Below are 23,649 nucleotides of genomic sequence, written 5' to 3' on the forward strand. Positions count from 1 at the left end.
TTGGCAGACGCCGCGCCGGTACTTTGGCCCCTCGATTGCTACACTGTCTGACATGAACTGGCTGGATGAGGTGCGATGGGACGAAAATGGTCTGGTCCCCGTGATCGCGCAGGAAGACCACACGGGCGACGTCCTGATGTTTGCCTGGATGAACCGTGAGGCGCTCGCCCTCACGGCCGAACGCGGCGAAGCCGTGTACTGGAGTCGCTCGCGCCAGCGTCTGTGGCACAAGGGCGAAGAGTCCGGCCACATCCAGAAGGTGCATCAGATCCGACTGGACTGCGACAACGATGTGGTGTTGCTGCGCGTGACCCAGTTGGGCCATGAACCTGGGATCGCCTGCCACACGGGCCGTCACAGTTGTTTCTTCTACAAGTACCACAATGGGGCATGGGAGCCGGTTGATCCGGTTCTGAAAAACCCCGAGCAGATTTACAAATGAATCCCACCCCCCAAGCCACGAGCGATGTGCTAGCGCGCCTGGCCGAGGTCATTGCGTCGCGCAGAGGCGGCAACCCCGAGCAGAGTTACGTCGCCAAGCTGTTTCACAAGGGTACCGACACCATCCTGAAGAAGGTGGGCGAGGAAGCCACCGAGGTGGTGGTGGCGGCCAAGGCGTACGACATGGCCCCCTCGGATGCCGCTCGTCAGGCCCTCGTCGGCGAACTGGCAGATCTGTGGTTTCACAGCATGGTGGCCATGGCCCATCTGGGCCTCGGGCCGCAGGACGTGGTCGGCGAACTCGCCCGGCGTGAAGGCCTGTCCGGGCTGGAAGAATTCGCGCGACGTCCGGCCGGTTAAGGCTTGACTTGCGCGGCGGCGCCCCCACCTGCCACAGGGGTGTTCGCCAGGACAGGAACGTGGCGGTAGATTGTGTGTGTGGCCGCCTGGCGGCTCTGACTGGAGTGTGATCATGGGAACGTTCAGCATTTGGCACTGGGTCATCGTGCTGCTCATCGTCGTGCTGGTTTTCGGCACCAAGAAGCTCAAGAACATCGGCACCGACCTGGGCGCGGCCGTCAAGGGCTTCAAGGATGGCGTCAAGGACGGCGCCCCGGCGGCCGACAATGCGCCAGCGCAGCAGGTTGGCCAATCGGGCAACAGCCACTCGCAGACCATCGACGTCGAAACCAAGACCAAGTCGTGATGCGCGCACGCGCCCTGCCGGCTCGTGAGGCTGCTGCATGATTGATTTCGGTTTCGACAAGCTGATGCTGATCGGGGCAGTTGCCCTGGTCGTGCTGGGTCCTGAGCGGCTGCCCAAAGTCGCCCGCACCGTCGGTGTGCTGGTCGGCAAGGCGCAGCGCTACGTGGCGCAGGTCCAGAGCGAGGTCAACCGCTCGATCGAGCTGGAAGAGCTGCGCAAGATGAAGACGGGGGTGGAGGAAGCCGCGACCAACTTTGGCCGCTCCGTGCAAGGCAGCCTCGACGAAGCGCGCGAGACGCTGCAGACCAGCGTCGATGAACTGGGCGCAGGCAGTCGCGCGGACGACCACGGCAGCTTCTACAACGACCTCACCCATACGTATCACCACCCAGCTCCGCCGGTGCGCAAGAACTGGCGGCTCAAGCGCGGTGCCACCCCACTTTGGTACAAGCAACGTCATGGCGTGCGCCGCCATGTGCAGTCCGGCGCGGCCCGCGTGGCCCGCTTCCGCCCGCCTGGGCGTACCCTCGGCCCCCGTTAAGCCAACCACGCTGTGAGCGACCCCAAATCACCATCCGACGAGCTCGAGGGCAGCGAACAACCTTTTGTCTCGCACCTCATCGAGTTGCGAGACCGCCTGATCAAGGCCTTTGCGGCCATGGCCGTGGCCTTCATCGCGCTGGCCATCTACCCCTCGCCCTCCGGCCTGTACGACCTGCTGGCCATGCCGCTTGTGCAGCATCTGCCGCAGGGCACGACGCTGATCGCCACCAACCCCATCTCGCCCTTCATGGTGCCCATCAAGGTGACCATGCTGGCGGCCTTCATGTTGGCCCTGCCCGCTGTGCTCTATCAGATCTGGGCGTTCGTGGCGCCCGGCCTGTACGGCCACGAAAAGCGGCTCGTGGCCCCGTTGATCGTCTCCAGCACGCTGCTGTTCTACCTGGGCGTGGCGTTCTGCTATTTCTTCGTCTTTGGCAAGGTGTTCACCTTCATCCAGGAGTTCGCGCCCAAGAGCATCACGGCGGCGCCGGACATCGAGGCCTACCTGAGCTTCGTGCTCAACATGTTCCTGGCCTTCGGCGCTGCTTTCGAGGTGCCAGTGGCCCTGGTGATCCTCGTGCGCATGGGCATGGTCACGGTGGACAAGCTCAAGGCCTTCCGCAGCTACTTCATCGTGGTGGCTTTCGTGATTGCCGCCATCGTCACGCCGCCGGACGTCGTCTCTCAACTGGCGCTGGCCATCCCGATGTGCCTCTTGTATGAGGTGGGCATCTGGGCGGCACAGGCCTTTGTCAAGCACACCCGCGCGCCAGACGATCAGCCCGAATCGACTTCGGCTGGCGGGTGAGCGGGTCGCCCGCTCACTCTTCTTCGAATTCGTCGCGGGCCGGCGGGGCCTGAACCTGCTGTCTGGGCCGCTTGCCGACGACGACGCTCACGACACGTTCCTCTGAGCCCCGCAGAATGCGCACAGGCGCGCGCTCACCCGGCTTCAGCGCCGCCACAGCGTTGAGCAACTGCGCGGTATTGGCCACGGGTTGGCTGCCCACCTGAATCACCACATCGCCGGGGCGAATGCCCCCCGTGGCGGCGGGCCCGTTGTGCAGCACACCCGTGATCAGCACACCATCGCGCAAAGGCAGGTTGAAGGTTTCGGCCATCTCGGGCGTCAGGTCGCGCGGCTCCACGCCAATCCACCCCCGGGTGACCGTGCCTTCGCGAATCAGGCTTTCCAGCACCTGACGGGCGGTGGACACCGGAATGGCAAAGCCGATGCCCATGTTGCCGCCCGAACGAGAATAGATCGCCGTGTTGATGCCGATCAGGTTGCCCTGGGCATCGACCAGCGCACCGCCCGAGTTGCCTGGATTGATGGCCGCATCAGTCTGGATGAAATTCTCGAAGGTGTTGATGCCGAGCTGGTTGCGGCCCAGGGCGCTGATGATGCCCGACGTGACTGTCTGGCCGACGCCGAAAGGGTTGCCGATGGCCAGGACCGCATCGCCCACCTGCACGGTATCGGAGTCGCCGAACACGATGGCCGGCAAGCGCAGCAGTTCGACCTTGAGCACCGCCAGGTCGGTGTCCGGGTCGGTGCCGATGACCTTGGCCGAGGCCTTGCGCCCGTCCGTCAGAATGACCTCGATGTCGTCCATGCGGTCGACCACGTGGTTATTGGTCAGGATGTAGCCCTCGGGCGACACGATGACACCCGAGCCCATGCCGGACTGCGGCTGATTGCCACGGTCGCCAAAGAAGTAGCGGAACCAGGGATCGGCGGAGCGCGGGTTGCGCGAAGGGGCGCTGCTGGTCACGATGCTGACCACGGCCGGCGAAGCACGCAGCGCAGCTTCTCGAAAGCTCATCATCGCACCGGACCCCGCCACCGCCGACGGGGCCGGCAATGACGGCGCCACCGTCACCGAGGGCGTCGGCAACAGATTGCGCGGTGTCCACGCCTGGATCCATTGGGGCCGGAAGGTGGCCACCACGAACAGGAGGGCCACTGCAACGGTGACGGTCTGAGCGAAAATCAGCCAGGTGGAACGCATGAACCTCACAAGCCGGAAAGGGCCTGCCATGATCGATCGGGATGGATTGGTGAACCACCTGCAGTCGCTGCTGGAGGCGGATCGCTTCCGGGATTATGGTCCGAATGGTCTGCAAGTTGAGGGCAAGCCGGCGATCCGCAAGATCGTCACCGGCGTCACGGCCAGCCTGTCGTTGATCGAGGCCGCTCTGGCAGAAGAAGCCGACGCCATCCTCGTTCACCATGGCCTGTTCTGGAAAGGGCAGGACGGCCGGGTCACGGGATGGATGCGGCAGCGCCTGTCCCGTCTGCTGGCCCATGACGTCAACCTGCTGGCCTACCACCTGCCCCTGGACGCGCACGCCGAACTGGGCAACAACGCCCAGTGGGGGCTGCGCCTGGGCCTGACGGCCGAGCGGCGCTTCGGCGACCAGGACCTGGGTTTCATCGGCGCGACCCCGCATGGCATGGACGTCGCCTTGCTGGCTGATCGGGTACAGGCCGAACTCGGGCGATCGCCCGTGGTGGTGCCGGGAGACGGGCGCCCGCTGCGGCAGGTGGCCTGGTGCAGCGGTGGCGCGCAAGGCTACTTCGAAGCCGCCATCGCCGCGGGTGCCGACGCGTTTCTCACCGGCGAGATCTCGGAGCCTCAGACCCACTACGCCCGAGAGACAGGCGTGGCCTTTCTCGCGTGCGGCCACCATGCGAGCGAGCGTTACGGGGTGCAGGCGGTCGGTGACCATCTCGCGGCGCACTTCGGCATCACGCACCAGTTCATCGACATTGACAACCCCGCCTGAGGCGCAACGCCGCAGACGGGTCGTGCGGCGCGCTCAGCGTCGAACGGGGATGCCGCGCTGGGCCATCAGCGCTTTGGCCTGGCCCACGGTGTACTCGCCGTAGTGGAAGATGCTGGCTGCCAGCACCGCGTCGGCGCCGCCTTGCTGCACGCCATCGGCAAGGTGATCCAGGTTGCCCACACCACCCGAGGCGATCACGGGCACGCCCACGGCGTCGCTGACGGCACGGGTCAGCGCCAGGTCGAAGCCCGATTTGGTGCCGTCGCGGTCCATGCTGGTCAGCAGGATTTCGCCAGCGCCGAACTCAGCCATCTGCTTCGCCCAGGCCACGGCATCCAGGCCGACGTTCTTGCGCCCGCCATGGCTGTAGACGTCCCAGCCCTCGCCGCGCGCGGCCACATCCTCGCCCTGACGCTTCTTGGCGTCGATGGCCACGACGATGCATTGCGAGCCGTACTTGTCGGATGCGTCACGGATCACCTGCGGGTTGGCAATCGCAGCCGAGTTGAAGCTGACCTTGTCCGCCCCCGCGTTGAGCAGGCGCCGCACATCGTCGACCGTGCGCACGCCGCCACCCACCGTCAGCGGAATGAAGACCTGCGAGGCCACAGCCTCAATGATGTGCAGGATCAGGTCGCGGCCGTCGCTGGTCGCGGTGATGTCCAGAAAGGTGAGCTCGTCGGCGCCCTGCTCGTTGTAGCGTGCGGCGATCTCGACCGGGTCACCGGCGTCGCGCAACTCGACGAAGTTCACGCCCTTGACAACCCGCCCACCTGTCACGTCCAGGCAGGGAATGATGCGTTTGGCCAGCACGGTCAGCCCTGACCGTTGAGTTCGTCAGCGCGCTTCTGGGCGGCCGCGAAATCGAGGTCACCGGTGTAGATGGCGCGGCCGCAGATCACGCCCTCCACGCCTTCGTCTTCCACCGCGCACAGAGCTTCGATGTTCTTGATGTCGGACAGGCCGCCCGAGGCGATCACCGGAATCGTCAGGGCCTGGGCCAGCTTCACCGTGGCATCAATGTTGATACCGGTCAGCATGCCATCGCGGCCAATGTCGGTGTAGATGATGCCTTCGACGCCGTAGTCTTCGAACTTCTTGGCCAGATCGATCACCTCATGGCCCGAGAGCTTGCTCCAGCCATCGGTCGCCACCTTGCCGTCCTTGGCGTCCAGTCCCACGATGATGTGGCCGCCAAACGCACTGCAGGCGTCCTTGAGGAAGCCGGGGTTCTTCACGGCCGCCGTCCCGATGATCACGTAGCTCAGGCCGTCATCCAGGTAGCGCTCGATGGTGTCGAGGTCGCGGATGCCGCCGCCCAACTGGACGGGAATCTCGTCGCCCACCTCCTTGATGATCGCCTTGATGGCGGCCTCGTTCACCGGCTTGCCGGCAAAGGCGCCGTTGAGGTCGACCAGATGCAGGCGGCGGGCGCCGGCATCCAGCCACCGCCGGGCCATGGCTGCGGGATCTTCACCAAAGGTGGTGGAGTCGTTCATGTCGCCCTGCTTGAGGCGCACGCATTTGCCGTCTTTCAGGTCAATCGCAGGAATCAGCAGCATGGCTGTGGTGCGGGTGTGAAGAAAAGAAAAGGGTCAACGATCTGGGCGGCTGCCACACGTCAAGGCCGCCACAAGAGAAAGTTCCGGTACAGCGCCAACCCGTGTTCGGCGCTTTTCTCGGGGTGAAACTGGGTCGCGAAGATGTTATCCCTCGCTACCACACAGGTAAAGCGGACACCGTACTCGGTTTCGCCTGCGCTGTGTTGGGCATTGTCCACAACCGCATGGTAGCTGTGAACGAAGTAGAAATAGCTGTCATCGGGAATGGCGCCCCAGACGGGGTGTGGCTGGCCATCCCACACGCCGTCGTGGCGGGCCTGGCGCACCGTGTTCCAGCCCATCTGCGGCACCTTGTAGCGGCTGCCATCGGCCTGACGCTGGCCATCCAGCCGGAAGCGCATCACCTTGCCGCGGATGAGGCCCAGACCGGGTGTGTCCTGCTCTTCAGAGTGATCGAGCAGCATCTGCATGCCCACGCACACGCCCATCAGCGGTTTGTTGGCGGCGGCCTCCAACACGGCGCCGAGCAACTCGCCGCCATGGGCCTCGCGCAGCTCGCGCATGCAATCGCGCATGGCGCCCTGCCCGGGCAACACGACGCGGCTGGCGGCGCGCACCTGGGCCGGGTCGTTGGTGACGACCACACGGGTGTTCAGGTCGCGCGCGACATGCTCGACCGCCTGCGACACCGAGCGCAGGTTGCCCATGCCGTAGTCCACCACGGCCACCGTCGCAGCCTGGCTCACAGCGAACCCTTGGTCGAGGGAATCACACCGGCCATGCGCGGATCGCGCTCAAGCGCCGCACGCAGTGCACGGGCAAAGGCCTTGAACACGGTTTCGCACTGGTGGTGGGCATTCACACCGCGCAGGTTGTCGATGTGCAGCGTCACGCCAGCGTGGTTGACGAAGCCCTGGAAGAACTCGAACGTCAGCTGTGTGTCAAAGCCGCCGATGCTGCCCGACGTGAAAGGCACGTGCATGGTCAGCCCGGGCCGGCCAGAGAAATCGACCACCACGCGCGACAGCGCCTCGTCCAGCGGCACGTAGGCATGGCCGTAGCGGCGGATGCCCTTTTTGTCGCCCACGGCCTTGGCAAAGGCCTGGCCCAGGGTGATGCCGACGTCTTCGACCGTGTGGTGGCCGTCGATGTGCAGGTCACCCACGGCATGGATGTCGAGGTCGATCAGCCCGTGGCGGGCGATCTGGTCCAGCATGTGATCGAAGAACCCGATGCCGGTGTGCAGCTTGGCCTGGCCCGTGCCATCGAGGTTGATGCGCACGGTGATCTGGGTTTCGGCGGTGTGCCGGGTGACCTCGGCCACGCGGTCGGCGCAGCCGGCGGCAGCGGCCTGTTCTGGAGCAGTCATGAAGCGGGTTGAATCAAGGGTTCGCGCAGGATATCGGTCAACGCGGCGATGAGTGCATCGTTCTCCGAGGGCGTTCCAACGGTCAAACGCACACAGTTTGCCAGCAATTGATGCAAACCTGAGACGTTTTTGATGAGGATGCCACCCGTTTTGAGTGCGGAGAACACTGCGGCGGCGTCATTCACGCGCACCAGGATCATGTTGGCCTGGCTGGGGTAGGCGCGCGCGCCGGGCATGGTCGCCAGCGCAGCCAGCAGCCGCTCGCGTTCGGATTTGATCTGCTCGGCCTGGCTGGCGAAGGCCTCGGCGTGCTCCAGCGCGAACAGGGCCGCCTCGATGTTGAGCACGCTGACGTTGTACGGCGGGCGCACCTTCTCGACTTGGTCGATCAACTCGGCGCGGCCCATCATGTAGCCCAGCCGCACGCCGGCCAGCCCGAACTTCGACAACGTGCGCATCAACAGCACGTGCGGATGGCGCGTGAGGCGGTCGTGGTAGCTCTTGCTGGCAAAGGGCTGATAGGCCTCGTCGATGATGACCAGACCTGGATGGCCGGCGCGGGCGTTGTCGGCCACGGCCTCGATGATCTGCTCGATGACTGCATCGTCCCACAGGTTGGCCGTGGGGTTGTTGGGATAGGCCAGATAGGTCAGCGCCGGCTTGTGCGCATGGATGGCGGCCAGCATGGCGGGCCCGTCCAGCTCGAAGTCAGGCGTGAGCGGCACGCCGACGAAGCCCATGCCCGTCTGCTTCGCAAAGGCCTCGTACATGACGAAACCCGGCAGCGGCGCCAGGGCCACCGCGCCCGGCCGGGCGCAGGCGACTGACAACAGCGAGATCAGTTCGTCAGAGCCATTGCCCAGCACCAGGCCGAAATCGGCGGGCACCTGGGCGTAGGCGCGCAGCGCGGCATGCAGGTCGTTGACGCGGGTGCCGGGATAGCGGTTCAATGCGACCCGGCCCAGGCGCTCACCCAGCTTGGCCTGCAGCTCGGGCGGCAGGGCAAAAGGGTTTTCCATCGCGTCGAGCTTGATGTAGCCGGCCGCGTCCTGCACCACATAGGCGTGCATGGCGCGCACATCGGCGCGGAACACGTCGAGCAGGCTCGCTGTGGGGGTGTGATGCAGGCTCATGGCTTGGCGCGGTCCTTCAGACGGAACTCGGCGGCCTGCGCGTGGGCCTGCAGGCCTTCGCCATAGGCCAGCACGGCTGCGGTCTTGCCCAGCACCTGGGCGCCGGCTTCGCTGACCTCGATCAGGCTGGAGCGCTTCTGGAAGTCGTACACCCCCAGCGGCGAACTGAAACGGGCCGTGCCCGAGGTCGGCAGCACGTGGTTGGGTCCGGCGCAGTAGTCGCCCAGGCTTTCGCTGGTGTAGGCGCCCAGGAAGATGGCGCCGGCATGCTTGAGCAGCGGCTCCCAGCGATGCGGCTCATGGCTGCTGACTTCGAGGTGCTCGGGCGCGATGCGGTTGCTGATCTCGCAGGCCTCTTCCATGCTGCGCGTGAGGATCAAGGCGCCCCGCCCTTCGAGCGAGGCGCGGATGATGTCGGCGCGCGGCATGGTGGGCAGCAGGCGGTCGATCTCGGCCTGCACCTGGGCGATGTAGGCGGCGTCGGGACACAGCAGGATGCTCTGAGCCAGTTCGTCGTGCTCGGCCTGGCTGAACAGGTCCATGGCCACCCAGTCGGGCGGCGTGGAGCCGTCGGCCAGCACGAGGATTTCGCTGGGGCCCGCGATCATGTCGATGCCCACTGTCCCGAACACGTGCTTTTTGGCGCTGGCCACGTAGGCATTGCCGGGACCGGTGATCTTGTCGACCTTGGGCACGGTCGCCGTGCCATAAGCCAGCGCGGCCACGGCCTGGGCGCCGCCAATGGTGAAGGCACGGCTGACGCCCGCGACGTAGGCCGCGGCCAGCACCAGAGGATTCTTCTCACCCTTGGGGGTGGGCACCACCATGATGATCTCTTCCACACCAGCCACATGTGCGGGAATGGCGTTCATCAACACCGACGAGGGATAGGCGGCCTTGCCCCCGGGCACATAGATGCCCACGCGGTCCAGCGGCGTGACCTTCTGGCCCAGCAGGGTGCCGTCTTCGTCGCGGTATGACCAGCTCAGGCCGCAGGCCTGCTTCTGGCGCTCGTGGTAGCTGCGCACCCGGCGGGCGGCCGATTCGAGCGCCTCGCGCTGGGCCGCCGGCAGGCTGTCGAACGCTGCTTTGAGCTCAGCCTGACCCAGCTCGAGCGCCGCCATGGTCTCGGCCGGCAGGTGGTCAAAGCGGGCCGTGTATTCCAGCACGGCGGCGTCGCCCCGCAGGCGCACGTCAGCCAGGATGGCGCCCACGCGGTCTTCGATGGCCGTGTCGGTTTCAGCCGACCAGTGCAGCACCTGCTGGAAGGCGGCATCGAAGTCAGGCTGGGTCGTGGCGAGGTGTCGGATCTGGACGGTCATGACCAAAGGATCGCAGAAATCGCGTGGATGCGGGGCAGGCGGGCGATGGGTTGTGCCGATGACGCCGATAGGTCTCGGTGCGGCATCGGCGTGGATCGGTTGACGTCAGGCCGGGATGGCCGATTCGAAGGCCTGGATCAGCGTGCGAATGGCGTCGCGCTTGAGCTTGAGCGACGCCTGGTTGACCACCAGCCGTGAGCTGATCTGCATGATCTCCTCGACCTCGACCAGCTTGTTGGCCTTGAGCGTGTTGCCGGTGGACACCAGGTCGACGATGGCATCGGCCAGGCCGGTCAGCGGCGCCAGCTCCATCGAGCCATACAGCTTGATCAGGTCCACATGCACACCCTTGTTGGCGAAGTGCTCGCGCGCGATGCTGGTGTACTTGGTGGCCACGCGGATCCGGGCGCCCTGCTTGACGGCACCGTGGTAGTCGAAATCGGCGCGCACGGCCACGCTCATGCGGCACTTGGCAATGTTCAGATCAAGCGGCTGATACAGACCGTCGCTGCCTTCCTGGCTGCCGGCGTGCTCGATCAGGATGTCCTTGCCGGCCACGCCGATGTCGGCGCCGCCATGCTGCACATAGGTGGGCACGTCGGTGGCGCGCACCAGCACCACGCGCACGTCATCGCGGTTGGTGGGCAGGATCAGCTTGCGCGACTTCTCGGGGTCTTCCAGCACCTGGATGCCGGCGGCAGCCAGCAGCGGCAGGGTCTCTTCAAAAATGCGGCCTTTGGACAGGGCAAGGGTGATCATGCTCAGGCACCTTCCTTGACACGCTCGATGTCGGCGCCAATCGCGCGCAGCTTGGCTTCCATGCGGTCGTAGCCTCGGTCGAGGTGGTAGATGCGGTCGACCAGGGTTTCGCCCTCGGCCACCAAGCCGGCGATCACCAGGCTGGCCGAAGCCCGCAGGTCGGTGGCCATCACGGTGGCGCCCGACAGGCGCGGCACACCGGTGACGATGGCGCTGTGGCCGTCCACCTCGATCTTCGCGCCCAGGCGGATCAGCTCATTGACGTGCATGAAGCGGTTTTCGAAGATGGTCTCGTGGATGGCCGCTGTGCCTTCGGCGATCGCGTTGAGCGCCATGAACTGGGCCTGCATGTCGGTGGGGAAGCCCGGGTGCTCCTTGGTGCGAAAACCCACGGCTTTGGGACGACCGCTGCTGGCGACACGAATCCAGCCCTCGCCCACCTCGATCTGCACACCGGCTTCGCGCAGCTTCTCGATGACGGCTTCAAGCTGGTCGGCATCGGTGCGACGCAGGGTGACCTCGCCGCCCGCTGCCCCAACGGCGCACAGAAAGGTGCCGGTTTCGATGCGGTCAGGAATGATCTGGTGGGCCTGGGCCGGTGTCAGGCCGTGCAGGCGGTCCACGCCCTGGATGCGGATGCGGTGGGTGCCCTGCCCTTCGATGCGTGCGCCCATGGCGATCAGCAAGTTGGCCAGATCGACGATCTCGGGCTCTTGCGCAGCGTTCTCCAGAATGGTCTCGCCCTCGGCCAGCGTGGCGGCCATCATCAGGTTTTCGGTGCCCGTGACGGTGACCATGTCGGTGGTGATGCGGGCGCCCTTGAGACGGCCCGGTTGGCCATCTGCGCCACCGGGCACCACGGCCTCGATGTAGCCGTGCTCGACCGTGATCTGCGCGCCCATGGCCTGCAGGCCCTTGATGTGCTGGTCAACCGGACGCGACCCGATGGCGCAACCGCCCGGCAGCGACACGCGCGCGCGGCCGAAGCGGGCCAGCAGCGGGCCCAGCACCAGGATGGAGGCGCGCATGGTCTTGACCAGCTCATACGGCGCCTCGGGGTTGTGCACCCGCGTGGCATCGAGCGTGATGGTCGACGGGTCGTCCGCGTGGGCTTCGGCCTGCACACCCATGTTGGCCAGCAGCTTGAGCGTGGTGGCCACGTCCTTGAGCTGGGGCACGTTGGCGAGCGTGACCGGCTCGGGGCTGAGCAGGGTGGCGCACAGGTCCGGCAGGGCCGCGTTCTTGGCGCCGGAGATGGTCACTTCGCCTTGCAGGCGCCGACCGCCGCGGATGAGCAGTTTGTCCATGAAACACAAAGGGCGCGAAGCCGCCGCCGCAGCGGGGTCGCGCCTTCCTGAAAGGGCAGAGGGTGAAAAAGCGGCGATCCGGCGCCGTCAGCCGGCTTGCTGGGCCGACCATTCGGCGGGCGTCAGCGTCTTCATCGACAGCGCATGGATCTCAGCGCGCATTCTATCGCCCAGGGCCTGGTAGACGCGCTGGTGGCGCGCGATGCGGGTCTTACCTTCGAACTCGGCCGACACGATGGTGGCGAAGAAGTGCTGTCCATCGCCTTCGACATGCAGGTGCGCGCAGGGCAAGCCGGCGGCGATGTACTGCTGGACGAGCTCAGGTGTGGGGTTGGCCATGGTGTGCAAAGCGATGAGAAGAAACGGAATCAGTGGCGCAGCTTGTAGCCGGATTTCAGCAGATGCAAGGCCAGCGCCGCAACCAGCACCGTGGCCAGCGCCACCACGCCCAGGCTCAACCAGGGGCTGACATCGCTGACGCCGAAGAAGCCTCGGCGGAAACCATCGATCAGGTAGAAGAACGGGTTCAGGTGAGACAGGCCCTGCCAGAACGCCGGCAGCGAATGCACCGAGTAGAACACGCCCGACAGAAAGGTCATGGGCATGATGATGAAGTTCTGGAAGGCCGCCATCTGGTCGAACTTGTCGGCCCACAGCCCCGCAATCAGCCCCAGCGAACCCAACAATGTGCCGCCCAGCACCGCAAAGCACAGCGCCCAGCCCGGCTCAGCCAGCCCCGGCGGCGCAAACCACACGGTGACCAGCAACACGCCCAGGGCCACGACCAGCCCGCGCAGCAGCGAGGCGCCCACATAGGCCAGATACCAGGCGCGGTGGGACAGCGGCGTCAGCAACACGAAGACCAGGTTGCCGGTGATCTTGCTCTGGATCAGCGACGAGGAGCTGTTGGCGAACGCGTTCTGCAGCAGGCTCATCATCACCAGCCCGGGGATGAGAAAGCGCGTGTAGCTCACGCCCGGAAAGGCCTCGACGTGGTCTTCAAGCACGTGGCCGAAGATCAGCAGATAGAGCACGGCCGTGAGCACGGGCGCCGCCACGGTCTGAAAGCTCACCTTCCAGAAACGCAGCACCTCTTTCATGAACAGCGGGCGGGCGCCCTGCAGGGAGGCGAACACGCTCATGCGCACACCTCGCGCGCGGCGTCGGCCGCCTGGACGGCGCGTCCCTGCATGATGGCCACGAAGACGTCCTCCAGGTCGGCGCGGCCCATCTCGAGGTCTTCCACCCGGCAGCCCGCCTGCCGCAGGTGGGCCAGCACCTGCTCGACCTCGGCGGCGTCATGCGCCGGCAACTGCACGATGCGCCCGGTCACACGGGCCTGGGCCGCCAGTGCCGGTGGCAAGGCATCGTCGGTCTTGAAGCGCAGCATGGTCGAGGCGGTGCCCGCCAGCAGCGCCGAGGTACGGTCCAGCGCCACAAGTTGGCCCTGCTTGAGCATGCCGATGCGGTGGCACAGCGCCTCGGCCTCTTCCAGGTAATGGGTCGTGAGCAGCACCGTGTGGCCTTGCCGGTTGAGCCGGGCGATGAACTGCCACAAGGTCTGGCGCAGCTCCACGTCAACGCCGGCGGTAGGCTCATCCAGCACGATGACGGGCGGGCGGTGCACCAGCGCCTGTGCCACCAGCACGCGGCGCTTCATGCCGCCCGAGAGCTGGCGCATGTTGGCGTCGGCCTTGTCGCTCAGGCCGAGCTGGGCCAGCAACTCGTCGATCCAGTCGTCGTTGCGGCGCAGGCCGAAGTACGCGCTCTGAATGCGCAGCGTTTCGCGCACTGAAAAAAACGGGTCGAAGACCAGCTCTTGCGGCACGACGCCCAAGCGCCGCCTGGTCTCGGCGTAGTCGGCCACCACATCGTGGCCGAGCACCGAGACCGTGCCGCTGCTGGCGCGGCTGAGGCCGGCCAGAATGCTGATCAGCGTGGTCTTGCCCGCGCCGTTGGGCCCGAGCAGGCCGAAGAATTCGCCTTCGCGGATGTCGAAGGTGACGCCTTGCAGCGCCTGCACGGTGCGGCCACCGCTGGCGAAGGCCTTGGTGACGTGCTGAAAGGAAATGGCGACGGACATGAGGGCGTCGATTCTACGACCGGAGGCATGTCCCTCGCAGGCAGGCGGCTTGCGCCGCCACGCATCAGGCCTGGCCCGATGCCTTTTCGATCATGCGGCCGAAGTTCTTCGAGATCTCGGCCTCGATCATGGGCTTGAAGGCCGCCATCATCATGCCCAGCTTGATGTTGATGTCGAAGCTGGTGCCAGTGACCTTCATGGTGCCGTTGACGCCCATGCGCTCGAAGTTGATGGTGTCTTCTTCTGCGCCTTCGGTGTGCTTGCAGCTCAGGCCCATCTTCTGGGCGGGGCCTTCAGCCCACTGCTTGGCGAGTTCGCGGGCCTTGGGCAGGCCGAGGGTGTGCGATTGCTGGAACTTCACGTCGCTCATGACGGTCTCCTCGGGAAATGAAATCGTGAATCGTTGATCGAGAACGGATCGAACTATAAATAGCTTCTGACCGCGCGAAGCTCGGTGTCACCCCCCTGTTCGCAGTCCCTGACGATGCGGCTGAGGCAGGCGTCGGCCTGCACCGGGCCGAGCCAGCCCGCCAGGGCCACGTAGGCGGCATTGATCAACCGGGTGCCGTCGCCGCGCGCCGGCCACACGCCGGGCAGCACAGCCCAGCGCCCCAGCAGCCAGCCCTCGGCCAGGGCGGCCGCGTCGCCGCGCAGGCGGGCCTGGCGCAGGCCGGCCGCGACCGACTGGCGCCACTGCGCCGCGCTCAGCTCGGCGCCGAGCGCCAGGCATGCGTGCTCGCCCATGGCGTCCACCACCGCCTGCACCAGCCGGCCGGACGCCGTGCGCGCCAGTGGCCGGCCGGGCACGCTGTCGGGGGGCGACTCGGCGTGGACCGCCCCGCCGGGCGATGATGCAGGCGACGAGCCAGGCGGAACAGGCGCCGGGGCCGTCCGCGGCAGGCTCTGCAGGGCGCGAATGATGTGCAGATGCAGTTCGGCCTCGCGGCCCTGGAGGTTGAACTGCTGCGCCACCGCACGACAGTAGCGGCTAAGACCAGCCAATGTCGACGCACCCGGGGCCGTGGGCTGCCATTGCAAGGCGGCCGCATGGGCATCCTGTGGGGTCAGGTAGGCCGCCAGCGCCCAACGCAGGGCTACCACCATCGGGTCGTGCTCACGCATCATGCTTGCCCCGGTGCACGCGCTCTTGCTGGAACTCGGGGTAGCCCACCTCGTGGTGCTCGCTGAAATCCAGCCCGCGCTGTTCGTGCAGCGTGGACGCCCGCAGCGGCATGACGCGGTCGAGCAGGGTGTAGACGACCCAGGCCATCCCGAACGCCCACACCGCCGCGACCAGGCAACCCAACGCCTGCACGCCCAGCAGCCCAAGATCGAACGGCCGACCCGCGTGAAACAAGCCCACGGCCAGGGTGCCCCAGACGCCCCCTACGGCGTGAACCGACACCGCACCGACCACATCGTCGATGCGCCGAGCCTCGAGCGCCGCGGCGGCCGCCACGCTGAGCAGCCCACCGATCAGCCCGGCCAGCAGCGCCAGCCCCGGCTCCATCACGTGGCAGCCCGCGGTGACGCTGACCAAGCCAGCGATCGAGCCATTGAGCGTGCTGGTCAACAGCAGCTTGCGGCGCATCAGCGCCAATGCCAGCATGGCGCCCACGGCGCCCCCCGCACCACCAAGGTGCGTGTTCAGCGCTATGCGGCCCAAGCCAGTGGAGCCCGCCGGCGCGCTGCCCACGTTGAAGCCGAACCAGCCCAGCCACAACACAAAGGCGCCGGTGGCCACCAGCGTGAGGTTGTGGCCCAGGATCTGGCGGCTGCGCCCGTCAGGCCCAAAGCGCCCCAGGCGCGGCCCGATCACCAGCACCGCGGCCAGGGCCGTCCAGCCGCCCACGGCGTGGACCACCGAGGCGCCAGCAAAGTCGATGAAGCCCATGGCGCGCAGCCAACCCTCTTCACCGGGCGCCCCGCCCCAGGCCCAGGCACCAAAGACCGGGTAGATCCATGCCGTAACCAGCACCGAGCCGACGATGTAGGCGCCAAAGCGCGCCCGCTCGGCCACCGCACCGCTCACGATGGTGGCCGCCGTGGCGGCAAACATCATCTGGAAGAACAGGCTGCCGTAGCGCGACTCCTCCACCCCGTGCAGTGCAAAGCCGGAGGTGCCCAGCCAGCCGCTCGGGTTCGCGCCGAACATCAGCCCGTAGCCCAGCAGCCAGAAGGCGATGGCGCCAAAGCACATGTCGCAGTAGTTCTTCATGATGACGTTGACGGTGTTCTTCGCCCGTGTCATCCCGGCTTCCAGCAGTGCAAAGCCTGCCTGCATGAAGAACACCAGGGCGCCCGCCATCACCAGCCACACCAGGCCCAGCGCCGCCATCACCTCATCACCCACTGCCATGAACCGATCCTGTACTGCTCAAACCGGCGTCGCGCCGGCGGGCGCAGACTTTGCAAGAGCCGTACCAGCGAAACCCATCTGGTGCCACGGACATGCCGGCCGGGTAAGATGGGGCCATGGCTCAACTCGACGCATTGCCGACTGAATTCGTCTTGCCCGACCTGCTGGCGCAGGCCGATGCGATCCGCCAGCTGCGCCGCGACATCCATGCCCATCCGGAGCTGTGCTTCCAGGAGGAGCGCACGTCAGAACTGGTGGCGCAGGCGCTGAGCAGCTGGGGCATCGAGGTCCATCGCGGCCTGGGTCGCACAGGCGTGGTGGGTGTGATCGAAGGGCGCCCCGGCCCCCGGGCGATCGCGCTGCGCGCCGACATGGACGCGCTGCCCATGACCGAGCACAACACCTTCGCACACGCCAGCCGTCACCCTGGCCGCATGCACGCCTGCGGCCACGATGGCCATACTGCGATGCTGCTGGCCGCGGCCCAGCATCTGGCCGCCCATCGCGACTTCGCCGGTCGCGTGGTGCTGGTTTTCCAGCCCGCCGAAGAAGGCGGTGGCGGCGCGCGCGAGATGATCCGCGACGGGCTGTTCGAGCGCTTCCCCGTGGATGCCATCTACGGCATGCACAACTGGCCCGGCATGCCGGCCGGCACCTTCGCCATCAAGGACGGCCCGTGCTTTGCGTCGTCCAACGAGTTCAAGATCGTGCTCAAGGGCAAGGGTTGCCATGGCGCCATGCCGCATCTGGGCGTTGACCCCGTGCCCGTGGCCTGCCAGCTGGTGCAGGCGTTCCAGACCATCCTGACGCGCAACATGCGCCCGATCGAGACGGGTGTGATCTCGGTGACCATGATCGAGGCGGGCGAGGCGACCAATGTGGTCCCCGACACGGTGACCATGCAGGGCACGGTGCGCACCTTCACGACCGACACGCTGGACCTGATCGAACACCGCATGCGCGTGCTGACCGAGCACACCGCAGCGGCGTTTGGCGCCACGGCAAGCTTCGAGTTCCACCGCAATTACCCACCGACGGTGAACCACCCGGCTGAGACCGCGTTCGCGCGCCAGGTCATGGTCGACACGGTGGGCGCCAACCGCGTGCAGGCCTTCGAAGCCACGATGGGCGCCGAGGATTTCAGCTACTTCCTGCAGGTCAAGCCCGGCGCCTACTTCGTGATCGGCAATGGCGATGGCACCCACCGCGAGGGCGGCCACGGTCTGGGCCCCTGCACGCTGCACAACCCCAGCTATGACTTCAACGACCAACTGATCCCGGTGGGCGCCACACTGTGGGTCAGGCTGGCGCGGGCCTGGCTGGCGCAGCCCTGAGCCCCGGCGCCCCCGCAGGAATCAGCCACCTCAAGCGGCATGTTGCGGCCGCACGCCCGCCGGCAGGGGCGGCAGGCCGTGCCGGGCGCGTGCCTTGAGGCACTGCGGGTCGCCCGCCTCAACGGCGTGACAGGGGCTGGGGCGCTGCGCGTAAATGCGGCAGCCCACCCGTTGCCCGATCTCACCCTCCAGCGCCACACAACGGGGTGCAGACTGAGAAGTGCCCTGCATGCACCGCATCAGCGGCGTCAACCCTTGGGTCAACGCGACCGGCACGGTGCCGCCGGGCGCATCGTCGGCCTCGGCCCAGTAAAAGGACACGCGGTAGGTGGCGCAACACGCGCCACAGTCCAGACAGATGTTGTCCGAGCGGCTCATGGCAATGGATCATGCAGAAGGCTCATCCCAGGCGACACGGTTCCACTGAATCGCCCGGCTGCGCCAATGGTCATCCATGCTTTGAACAAAATCGGGCCGCACCAGCTTGGCCCGCCCCAGGAGCCAGTCGTCGTCTTCCCACCGCACGACCACGCCCTCAAGATGGCCATCGCGGTAGGCACTGCGGTGCGCGGCCACCCAGTCCGTGAGGGTCTGCAGGCTGGTCGGGCCGTCGCTCACGCGGGGTACCTCGCGCAAGCCGATCTGGCTCGCCAGCGCGTGGCGACGTCGGGTGCTCCAGAAGCGCTGCGTTTGGCGATCGTACACATCGAAGGCCAGAAACCAGTCGGGCAGGCTCGCGTAATCCAGGGAGTGTCGCGCGGCACACCACTCCCCAAACAGGATGAGCTGGTCACCCAAGGCGTCGAACAGCTCGCCCTCGCGCACGGCCAGCCACTCGTCCAGACGCGCGAACTGGCCACCGTAGGGTCTGTTGAGGTACTGCCCGCGGTTCTGCACGTGCAGCACGGCATCGGCCGAGAACGAGATGCCCATGTTGGCACCGTCCAGCTTTTCTTCCACCACGAGCGGATGCGCCAACAGCGCCTGCGCTTCGTCGGGCGAGAGCACCTTGTCGTCGCGCGGCTGGCCAGCTGACAACCAGGCCAGGTGCGGGGTGTGCGGAAAACGGAAGAACGGATGCATGGCGCCGCGCGGTCAGTGACCGAACTTGTGTTGATGGAAGCGCTGTGTGTCGACCTCGCACAGAAAGCGCACGCGCACACCTTGGCGAGCCAGCGCTGGGGCCCAGTCCAGCCATTTGGAATCTGCGGCTTGCAGGATGTCCGGGCGCTCGGGATGACTGCGGGCCAAGGCCACGAACATGCGATCGGCCACATCGAAATCCGCCAGGGCGGGGTCCTCCGGAAAGGCCGCATAGCCACGCACCGGGTGCGGTGCGAGCGCAATCCGATCGCAGCGCGCATCGTCATCGCGATGGCGCAGCGCCCAGCGGACAAACGCGTCGCCCACGCCGCGCCCACGCTGCGCGTCGGCCTTGTGCTGGTACTCGCCCAACAGGGCAAAACCGTCATCCAGCGCGATGCGTCCCGCTTCCATGATGCGTGTCAGCCAGTCTCGGCAGGCGGCCTCGCACGCCGAGGTCACGCCGGGGTGGCGTCCATTGGCCACGAGAATGACGTTGGTGTCGACGATGTGGGTGACGTCGTAGCACTGTTCGGGCAGGAAGGCGTCCATCGCGCGCGATTTTTGCACAGTGCCGGACAGCGGGCATGACGCTGGGTAAGATGTCTGCTCTCCGAACTGAATGCCTCTCGCCTTGCGCTCACCGCCCCTGCGACCGCCCCTTCTGCCCAGGCCACCCACGCCCGCGCGACGAGGCCTGCTGCGGCAGGTCATGCTGGTGCTGTCAGTGCTGACCTTGCTGGCGTGGATGCCCCCCGGCTGGGCGCGGCCGCGGCTGGATCAGGTCACGCTCCAGCTCAAGTGGACGCATTCGTTCCAGTTTGCGGGCTATTACGCCGCCCTGGAGCAGGGCTACTTCCGGGATGCGGGCCTGGATGTGCAGCTCAAGGAAGCCGGCCCGGGCGTGGACCCGGTGCAACGCGTGCTGGCCGGTCAGGCCCAGTACGGTGTCGGTACCAGCAGCCTGTTGCTGGCCCGGCAAGCCGGCCAGCCCGTGGTGGTCCTGGCTGTGGTGTTCCAGCATTCACCGCTCGTCATCCTCACGCGCCAGACCGGACCGACGCGCACGGTACATGATCTGATCGACCGCACCCTCATGCTCGAGCCGCTGTCGGACGAGTTGCTGGCTTACCTGCAACGCGAGGGCATCCCCCCGGCGAGGATCAAGCGGGTGCCGCACAGCCAGAGTTATCAGGAGCTGCTGGCCGGCAAAGTGGACGCGATCTCGGCTTACACCACCCACGAGCCGCTGCTGATGGAGGCCGCGGGCATCCCTTATCACGCCTACACGCCGCGCGCTGCCGGCATCGATTTCTACGGCGACAACCTCTTCACCACCGACGATGAGCTGCGCGCCCATCCGCAGCGCGCCGCGGCCTTCCGCGAAGCCTCGCTCAAGGGGTGGGCCTACGCCATGGCGCACCCGGAACACGTGATCGCGTGGATCCGCCAGAAGTACGCGCCGGCCTTGCCCGAAGCCTTTCTGCAGCGGCAGGTCATGCAGATGCGTGCATTGATGCTGCCGGACCTCGTCGAGGTGGGCTACATGAACGAAGGCCGCTGGCGACACATCGCCGACACTTATGCGGACCTGGGGCTGCTGCCTCGTGATGTGGCAATCGCGCCGCTGCTGTATGACGTGCAGCCGCGTGTCGATCGCAGCTGGCTGTTCGGCCTGGTTGCGGTCAGCCTGCTGGGCGGCGCCACTGTGGCCTACATCACCTGGATGAACCGACGGCTGCGGCGGGCACTGGCACGCAGCCGAGAGGCCACGGCAGCCCTGCAGGACAACGAAGCCCGTATGCGTCACATGGCGCAGCATGACCCACTCACAGGGCTGCCCAACCGCGCGCTGTTTTCGGATCGGCTGCAGCAAGCCTTGCGGGCAGCCGCGCGAGACGGGCATAGCGCCGCCGTCATGTTCGTGGACCTGGACCAGTTCAAGCCGATCAACGATGTGCACGGCCACGCGGTGGGCGACGCCGTGCTGCAGACGCTGGCCGGACGGCTGGTGAGCTGTGTGCGGGCATCGGACACGGTGGCCCGCATCGGCGGAGACGAGTTCGTCGTCCTGCTGCGCAATGTCGACGGCCCCGAGGGGGCCTTGGCCGTGGCTGAGAAGATCCGCGGCAGCGTGCGTGAGCCGGTTCGCCTGGCCGACCGGGCGATTCAATGCACGGTGAGTGTGGGCGCAGCCCTCTATCCTCAGCACGGCAGCGACGACGTCACGCTGTGCCATCACGCCGACCTGGCCATGTACGCCGCCAAGGAAGCCGGCCGCGATCGGTGTCGCATGTACTCCGCCGCCGACGGCGTTTCGCCCTGAAGCGCTTGCGAGTGCCGTTATCCTGATGGCCATGTACGCGAGTCATTTCGGATTGAAGCAGGCGCCGTTTTCCATCGCGCCGGATCCGCGCTACCTGTTCATGAGCGAGCGCCACCGCGAGGCGCTGGCCCACCTGCTCTATGGCGTGGGCGGAGGCGGCGGATTCGTGCTGCTCACAGGCGCCATCGGAGCCGGCAAGACGACGGTGTGCCGCTGCTTTCTGGAGCAGATTCCCCGGCGTTGCAATGTCGCCTACATCTTCAACCCCAAGCTCAGCGCGCTGGAGTTGCTGCGTACGGTCTGCGAAGAGTTCCGCATCCCCCCGCCAGACAGCGACGAAGAAGCCCACTCGATCAAGGCGCTCGTTGACCGCATCAACGAGTACCTGTTGCGCACGCATGCGGTCGGCCAGAACAATGTGCTGATCATCGACGAGGCGCAGAACCTCTCAGCCGAGGTGATCGAGCAGCTCCGGCTGCTGACCAACCTCGAGACCAGCGAGCGCAAGCTGCTGCAAATCATCCTGATCGGCCAGCCGGAGTTGCGCGACATGCTCGCGCGGCCGGAGCTGGAGCAGGTGGCACAACGGGTGATCGCGCGCTTTCACCTCGATGCGCTGTCCGCAGCCGAGACGGCACAGTACATCCAGCACCGGCTGGCAGTGGCCGGACATCGCCGAGGACGTCTCTTTACCGACGACGCCGTGCGCCGCATCCACGCGTGGACGCACGGCGTGCCACGCCGCATCAATCTCTTGTGCGACCGGGCACTGTTGGGTGCCTACGCCGAGGGCCGCGCGGCGGTCGACCGCCGCATCGTCGACAAGGCGGCAGATGAGGTGTTTGCTGGGCAGACCCATCTGCGGCCGCCGCACGCCGGCTTGTCTGGCAGCGGACCCCGCTGGCCGGCGTGGGCCCCACGTGCGCTGCTGGCCGGCAGCGCCGCCTTGATGCTGGGCTCGGCCGCGCTGGTAGCCGGCTGGTGGTGGATGAACCGGCCAGCCGCTTCGCCCAAGAGCGAGAGCGTTGCAAGAAGCGCGACCAAGGTAACGGGCGTGACGGGCGCCGCCTCGGCCGGGGCGCCCGCGCCGCCCGCCTCAACACCTGCGTCCGGCGGGCCTGCGCCAGTCAAGGCGCCCCCAAACGCGGATGCGGCCGAGGTGGTCACAGGCGCGTGGCCCCGCTCCGCTGATGGCTGGCGCGCCCTGGCCGGCCTGTGGGGCGCCACCGCCGAGGGCGCCGACCCCTGCACTGCCGTGCGCACGCAATCGCTGTGGTGTTTCCAGGGCAGCGGCGGCCTGCCACAGCTGCAGCAGCTCGACCGCCCTGCCTTGCTGGTCCTGCGCAATGCGCAGGGGCAGACGGTGCATGCCGTGCTGCTGGGCCTGGGCCCCGACCGCGCCGAGTTGCTGCTGGCCGACGGGCCGCGCAGCGTCACGCTGGGCACGTTGGCTGCCGTGTGGCGAGGTGAATTCGGCACCTTCTGGCGGGCGCCCGAGGGCTATCGGGGGCGCCTGGAGCGCGGGCAGCGGGGCCCGGCCGTGGACTGGCTGGCCGCGCAGCTTGCCCGCCACGCGCAAGAGCCCGCCCCCGCGCCGGGTCAGACCTTTGATGCCGCACTCCAGGCCCGCGTGCAGGCGTTCCAGCTGTCTCAGGGCCTACAACCCGACGGCGTCGCAGGCGCGGGCACGATGATGATGCTCAACCGCGTGGCCGACACCGACGAGCCGCGGCTGACCAAGCTGCCAGCCAACCGCCCTTGACGCCCATGAGAAAGCGCCATGTCCTACATCCTTGATGCCTTGCGCAAGGCCGATTCCGAGCGCGAACAGGGGCGCGTTCCAGGGCTGCACAGCCAGCTCGGCCCGGCCCCGACCGGCAGCGATGCGCCCGCGCCACGCGAAACAGGCTCGCGCTTGCCATGGCTGCTGGCCGGCGCCAGCAGTGGCGCGCTGCTCGTCGCGCTGGCACTGTGGTGGCTGAATGCCCCCCCTGCCCCGGTTGACGTGGTGACCCCGCCGGTCGCGGCCCGTCCATCACCGACGCCAGCGCCCCAGACCGAGGTCGAGACTGCTGCCCCGCCGCTCGTGCGTGTCACACCGGTCATGCCGCCTGACGTGCCAGTGGCCGCGCCACCGCCGCCCCCCGCCCCCGCCCCAGCACCTGCACCCGGGTCCCTGTCACGCACTGTCCCGGCAGCGAGTACCGCCCCGGCGCCTGCCGCGCCCGTCAACCGGGCCACAGGCGTTGCGTCCACAGGGTCAGGCATCCACGTGGACCCGGCTGGCACCGCCAGCCAGGACGCCATCGTGCCGCTGGAGCAGTTGAGCGACGCGCAACGCCGAGCGCTGCCGACCCTCGTCATCGGCGGTGCGATGCACTCGGACAACCCGGGCAGCCGCATGCTGATCATCAACAACGGCGTTTACCGCGAAGGCGACCAGCCCGCGCCGGGGTTGGTGCTTGAAGAGATCCGGCTGAAATCCGCCGTGTTCCGCTACCAGGGGCAGCGTTACAGCGTGCGTTACTGACC

28 protein-coding genes are annotated in these 23,649 nt (G+C 67.0%); 10 read left to right on the forward strand and 18 right to left on the reverse strand.

Annotated elements, in window-relative coordinates:
* Positions 1 to 52: 52 nt before the first annotated feature.
* The 5 genes from hisI (at position 53) to tatC (ending at position 2,498) form a co-directional block, all read left to right on the forward strand.
* Positions 53 to 442: a phosphoribosyl-AMP cyclohydrolase gene (gene hisI, locus GTZ97_RS05610; protein WP_161649605.1), complete on the forward strand. Its 390-nt coding sequence runs from the start codon at positions 53 to 55 to the stop codon at positions 440 to 442.
* Positions 439 to 801, forward strand: a complete 363-nt coding sequence (locus tag GTZ97_RS05615; protein ID WP_161649606.1) for a phosphoribosyl-ATP diphosphatase — start codon at positions 439 to 441, stop codon at positions 799 to 801. Before hisI ends, GTZ97_RS05615 begins: the two co-directional genes overlap by 4 nt.
* Positions 802 to 913: 112 nt before the next feature.
* Entirely contained in the window at positions 914 to 1,147 is a 234-nt protein-coding gene (gene tatA / locus GTZ97_RS05620) for a Sec-independent protein translocase subunit TatA (RefSeq protein WP_161649607.1), read from the forward strand.
* Between the two features lie 37 nt (positions 1,148 to 1,184).
* Positions 1,185 to 1,688, forward strand: coding sequence for a Sec-independent protein translocase protein TatB (tatB, locus tag GTZ97_RS05625; RefSeq protein WP_161649608.1), 504 nt, complete (start codon positions 1,185 to 1,187; stop codon positions 1,686 to 1,688).
* Between the two features lie 12 nt (positions 1,689 to 1,700).
* Complete coding sequence (gene tatC / locus GTZ97_RS05630) at positions 1,701 to 2,498, forward strand: twin-arginine translocase subunit TatC (protein WP_161649609.1); 798 nt, start codon at positions 1,701 to 1,703, stop codon at positions 2,496 to 2,498.
* 13 nt (positions 2,499 to 2,511) lie between these two features.
* On the opposite strand, the gene GTZ97_RS05635 is transcribed toward tatC, so the two are convergent.
* Positions 2,512 to 3,702 (reverse strand): S1C family serine protease, encoded by a 1,191-nt coding sequence (locus GTZ97_RS05635; RefSeq protein WP_161649610.1) that lies wholly within the window; start codon positions 3,700 to 3,702, stop codon positions 2,512 to 2,514.
* Between the two features lie 28 nt (positions 3,703 to 3,730).
* Between GTZ97_RS05635 and GTZ97_RS05640 the strand changes: the two genes are divergently transcribed.
* Positions 3,731 to 4,480, forward strand: coding sequence for a Nif3-like dinuclear metal center hexameric protein (locus tag GTZ97_RS05640; protein ID WP_161649611.1), 750 nt, complete (start codon positions 3,731 to 3,733; stop codon positions 4,478 to 4,480).
* Between the two features lie 33 nt (positions 4,481 to 4,513).
* On the opposite strand, the gene hisF is transcribed toward GTZ97_RS05640, so the two are convergent.
* From hisF to GTZ97_RS05710, 14 genes are all read right to left on the reverse strand, one after another.
* Positions 4,514 to 5,293: an imidazole glycerol phosphate synthase subunit HisF gene (hisF, locus tag GTZ97_RS05645; protein ID WP_161649612.1), complete on the reverse strand. Its 780-nt coding sequence runs from the start codon at positions 5,291 to 5,293 to the stop codon at positions 4,514 to 4,516.
* Between the two features lie 2 nt (positions 5,294 to 5,295).
* Complete coding sequence (hisA, locus tag GTZ97_RS05650) at positions 5,296 to 6,042, reverse strand: 1-(5-phosphoribosyl)-5-[(5-phosphoribosylamino)methylideneamino]imidazole-4-carboxamide isomerase (RefSeq protein ID WP_161649613.1); 747 nt, start codon at positions 6,040 to 6,042, stop codon at positions 5,296 to 5,298.
* A 59-nt stretch (positions 6,043 to 6,101) separates the two neighbouring features.
* Complete coding sequence (hisH, locus tag GTZ97_RS05655; RefSeq protein WP_330863554.1) at positions 6,102 to 6,788, reverse strand: imidazole glycerol phosphate synthase subunit HisH; 687 nt, start codon at positions 6,786 to 6,788, stop codon at positions 6,102 to 6,104.
* On the reverse strand, positions 6,785 to 7,411 hold the full coding sequence (gene hisB, locus GTZ97_RS05660; protein WP_161649614.1) for an imidazoleglycerol-phosphate dehydratase HisB: 627 nt from the start codon (positions 7,409 to 7,411) through the stop codon (positions 6,785 to 6,787). Before hisB ends, hisH begins: the two co-directional genes overlap by 4 nt.
* Positions 7,408 to 8,544, reverse strand: a complete 1,137-nt coding sequence (gene hisC / locus GTZ97_RS05665) for a histidinol-phosphate transaminase (RefSeq protein WP_161649615.1) — start codon at positions 8,542 to 8,544, stop codon at positions 7,408 to 7,410. Before hisC ends, hisB begins: the two co-directional genes overlap by 4 nt.
* On the reverse strand, positions 8,541 to 9,866 hold the full coding sequence (gene hisD / locus GTZ97_RS05670) for a histidinol dehydrogenase (protein WP_161649616.1): 1,326 nt from the start codon (positions 9,864 to 9,866) through the stop codon (positions 8,541 to 8,543). The genes hisC and hisD overlap by 4 nt, the downstream gene beginning before the upstream one ends.
* Positions 9,867 to 9,971: 105 nt before the next feature.
* A complete protein-coding gene (hisG, locus tag GTZ97_RS05675) occupies positions 9,972 to 10,625 on the reverse strand; it encodes an ATP phosphoribosyltransferase (protein WP_161649617.1) in 654 nt (217 codons plus the stop codon).
* 2 nt (positions 10,626 to 10,627) lie between these two features.
* Entirely contained in the window at positions 10,628 to 11,932 is a 1,305-nt protein-coding gene (murA, locus tag GTZ97_RS05680) for a UDP-N-acetylglucosamine 1-carboxyvinyltransferase (RefSeq protein ID WP_161649618.1), read from the reverse strand.
* An 87-nt stretch (positions 11,933 to 12,019) separates the two neighbouring features.
* Positions 12,020 to 12,271 carry a BolA family protein gene (locus GTZ97_RS05685; RefSeq protein ID WP_161649619.1) on the reverse strand — a complete coding sequence of 84 codons (252 nt, stop codon included), beginning with the start codon at positions 12,269 to 12,271 and terminating at the stop codon, positions 12,020 to 12,022.
* A gap of 29 nt (positions 12,272 to 12,300) precedes the next feature.
* Positions 12,301 to 13,074 (reverse strand): ABC transporter permease, encoded by a 774-nt coding sequence (locus GTZ97_RS05690; RefSeq protein ID WP_201748179.1) that lies wholly within the window; start codon positions 13,072 to 13,074, stop codon positions 12,301 to 12,303.
* On the reverse strand, positions 13,071 to 14,015 hold the full coding sequence (locus GTZ97_RS05695; RefSeq protein ID WP_161649620.1) for an ABC transporter ATP-binding protein: 945 nt from the start codon (positions 14,013 to 14,015) through the stop codon (positions 13,071 to 13,073). The genes GTZ97_RS05690 and GTZ97_RS05695 overlap by 4 nt, the downstream gene beginning before the upstream one ends.
* A 64-nt stretch (positions 14,016 to 14,079) precedes the next feature.
* Positions 14,080 to 14,385, reverse strand: coding sequence for a polyhydroxyalkanoic acid system family protein (locus GTZ97_RS05700; protein ID WP_161649621.1), 306 nt, complete (start codon positions 14,383 to 14,385; stop codon positions 14,080 to 14,082).
* 53 nt (positions 14,386 to 14,438) lie between these two features.
* Positions 14,439 to 15,140 carry a hypothetical protein gene (locus tag GTZ97_RS05705; protein WP_161649622.1) on the reverse strand — a complete coding sequence of 234 codons (702 nt, stop codon included), beginning with the start codon at positions 15,138 to 15,140 and terminating at the stop codon, positions 14,439 to 14,441.
* Complete coding sequence (locus tag GTZ97_RS05710) at positions 15,130 to 16,374, reverse strand: ammonium transporter (RefSeq protein ID WP_161649623.1); 1,245 nt, start codon at positions 16,372 to 16,374, stop codon at positions 15,130 to 15,132. The genes GTZ97_RS05705 and GTZ97_RS05710 overlap by 11 nt, the downstream gene beginning before the upstream one ends.
* Positions 16,375 to 16,490: 116 nt before the next feature.
* Here GTZ97_RS05710 and GTZ97_RS05715 point away from each other — a divergent pair, with 116 nt between their 5' ends.
* Positions 16,491 to 17,708 carry a M20 aminoacylase family protein gene (locus GTZ97_RS05715; RefSeq protein ID WP_161649624.1) on the forward strand — a complete coding sequence of 406 codons (1,218 nt, stop codon included), beginning with the start codon at positions 16,491 to 16,493 and terminating at the stop codon, positions 17,706 to 17,708.
* 30 nt (positions 17,709 to 17,738) lie between these two features.
* Here GTZ97_RS05715 and GTZ97_RS05720 read toward each other — a convergent pair whose 3' ends face one another.
* From GTZ97_RS05720 to GTZ97_RS05730, 3 genes are read right to left on the reverse strand one after another with little or no spacing between them, the layout of a single operon-like run.
* Positions 17,739 to 18,086 carry a YkgJ family cysteine cluster protein gene (locus tag GTZ97_RS05720; protein WP_161649625.1) on the reverse strand — a complete coding sequence of 116 codons (348 nt, stop codon included), beginning with the start codon at positions 18,084 to 18,086 and terminating at the stop codon, positions 17,739 to 17,741.
* A 9-nt stretch (positions 18,087 to 18,095) separates the two neighbouring features.
* Positions 18,096 to 18,791, reverse strand: a complete 696-nt coding sequence (locus tag GTZ97_RS05725) for an RNA ligase family protein (protein WP_161649626.1) — start codon at positions 18,789 to 18,791, stop codon at positions 18,096 to 18,098.
* A gap of 12 nt (positions 18,792 to 18,803) precedes the next feature.
* Positions 18,804 to 19,343, reverse strand: coding sequence for a hypothetical protein (locus tag GTZ97_RS05730; protein WP_161649627.1), 540 nt, complete (start codon positions 19,341 to 19,343; stop codon positions 18,804 to 18,806).
* 160 nt (positions 19,344 to 19,503) lie between these two features.
* Between GTZ97_RS05730 and GTZ97_RS05735 the strand changes: the two genes are divergently transcribed.
* The 3 genes from GTZ97_RS05735 to GTZ97_RS05745 are packed head-to-tail and all read left to right on the forward strand — an operon-like array spanning position 19,504 to position 23,647.
* Positions 19,504 to 21,117 carry a GGDEF domain-containing protein gene (locus GTZ97_RS05735; protein ID WP_236651043.1) on the forward strand — a complete coding sequence of 538 codons (1,614 nt, stop codon included), beginning with the start codon at positions 19,504 to 19,506 and terminating at the stop codon, positions 21,115 to 21,117.
* 31 nt (positions 21,118 to 21,148) lie between these two features.
* Entirely contained in the window at positions 21,149 to 22,879 is a 1,731-nt protein-coding gene (locus GTZ97_RS05740) for an ExeA family protein (protein ID WP_161649628.1), read from the forward strand.
* 18 nt (positions 22,880 to 22,897) lie between these two features.
* Positions 22,898 to 23,647 (forward strand): general secretion pathway protein GspB, encoded by a 750-nt coding sequence (locus GTZ97_RS05745; RefSeq protein ID WP_161649629.1) that lies wholly within the window; start codon positions 22,898 to 22,900, stop codon positions 23,645 to 23,647.
* Positions 23,648 to 23,649 lie beyond the last annotated feature (2 nt).

The sequence above is a fragment of the Aquabacterium fontiphilum genome (genome assembly GCF_009909205.1).
GTDB classification, from domain to species: Bacteria; Pseudomonadota; Gammaproteobacteria; order Burkholderiales; family Burkholderiaceae_C; genus Aquabacterium; species Aquabacterium fontiphilum.

Coding starts and splice junctions, on each gene's coding strand:
- GTZ97_RS05705 (WP_161649622.1), bottom strand. CDS start 15,140: ATGATGCGTGAGCACGACCCGATGGTGGTAGCCCTGCGTTGGGCGCTG.
- murA (WP_161649618.1), bottom strand. CDS start 11,932: ATGGACAAACTGCTCATCCGCGGCGGTCGGCGCCTGCAAGGCGAAGTG.
- hisI (WP_161649605.1), top strand. CDS start 53: ATGAACTGGCTGGATGAGGTGCGATGGGACGAAAATGGTCTGGTCCCC.
- tatB (WP_161649608.1), top strand. CDS start 1,185: ATGATTGATTTCGGTTTCGACAAGCTGATGCTGATCGGGGCAGTTGCC.
- tatA (WP_161649607.1), top strand. CDS start 914: ATGGGAACGTTCAGCATTTGGCACTGGGTCATCGTGCTGCTCATCGTC.
- GTZ97_RS05735 (WP_236651043.1), top strand. CDS start 19,504: ATGCTGGTGCTGTCAGTGCTGACCTTGCTGGCGTGGATGCCCCCCGGC.
- GTZ97_RS05710 (WP_161649623.1), bottom strand. CDS start 16,374: ATGGCAGTGGGTGATGAGGTGATGGCGGCGCTGGGCCTGGTGTGGCTG.
- GTZ97_RS05745 (WP_161649629.1), top strand. CDS start 22,898: ATGTCCTACATCCTTGATGCCTTGCGCAAGGCCGATTCCGAGCGCGAA.
- GTZ97_RS05615 (WP_161649606.1), top strand. CDS start 439: ATGAATCCCACCCCCCAAGCCACGAGCGATGTGCTAGCGCGCCTGGCC.
- GTZ97_RS05730 (WP_161649627.1), bottom strand. CDS start 19,343: ATGGACGCCTTCCTGCCCGAACAGTGCTACGACGTCACCCACATCGTC.
- hisD (WP_161649616.1), bottom strand. CDS start 9,866: ATGACCGTCCAGATCCGACACCTCGCCACGACCCAGCCTGACTTCGAT.
- hisB (WP_161649614.1), bottom strand. CDS start 7,411: ATGACTGCTCCAGAACAGGCCGCTGCCGCCGGCTGCGCCGACCGCGTG.
- GTZ97_RS05635 (WP_161649610.1), bottom strand. CDS start 3,702: ATGCGTTCCACCTGGCTGATTTTCGCTCAGACCGTCACCGTTGCAGTG.
- hisG (WP_161649617.1), bottom strand. CDS start 10,625: ATGATCACCCTTGCCCTGTCCAAAGGCCGCATTTTTGAAGAGACCCTG.
- GTZ97_RS05715 (WP_161649624.1), top strand. CDS start 16,491: ATGGCTCAACTCGACGCATTGCCGACTGAATTCGTCTTGCCCGACCTG.
- hisA (WP_161649613.1), bottom strand. CDS start 6,042: ATGCTGCTGATTCCTGCGATTGACCTGAAAGACGGCAAATGCGTGCGC.
- GTZ97_RS05640 (WP_161649611.1), top strand. CDS start 3,731: ATGATCGATCGGGATGGATTGGTGAACCACCTGCAGTCGCTGCTGGAG.
- GTZ97_RS05700 (WP_161649621.1), bottom strand. CDS start 14,385: ATGAGCGACGTGAAGTTCCAGCAATCGCACACCCTCGGCCTGCCCAAG.
- GTZ97_RS05720 (WP_161649625.1), bottom strand. CDS start 18,086: ATGAGCCGCTCGGACAACATCTGTCTGGACTGTGGCGCGTGTTGCGCC.
- GTZ97_RS05725 (WP_161649626.1), bottom strand. CDS start 18,791: ATGCATCCGTTCTTCCGTTTTCCGCACACCCCGCACCTGGCCTGGTTG.
- GTZ97_RS05690 (WP_201748179.1), bottom strand. CDS start 13,074: ATGAGCGTGTTCGCCTCCCTGCAGGGCGCCCGCCCGCTGTTCATGAAA.
- GTZ97_RS05685 (WP_161649619.1), bottom strand. CDS start 12,271: ATGGCCAACCCCACACCTGAGCTCGTCCAGCAGTACATCGCCGCCGGC.
- GTZ97_RS05740 (WP_161649628.1), top strand. CDS start 21,149: ATGTACGCGAGTCATTTCGGATTGAAGCAGGCGCCGTTTTCCATCGCG.
- GTZ97_RS05695 (WP_161649620.1), bottom strand. CDS start 14,015: ATGTCCGTCGCCATTTCCTTTCAGCACGTCACCAAGGCCTTCGCCAGC.
- hisC (WP_161649615.1), bottom strand. CDS start 8,544: ATGAGCCTGCATCACACCCCCACAGCGAGCCTGCTCGACGTGTTCCGC.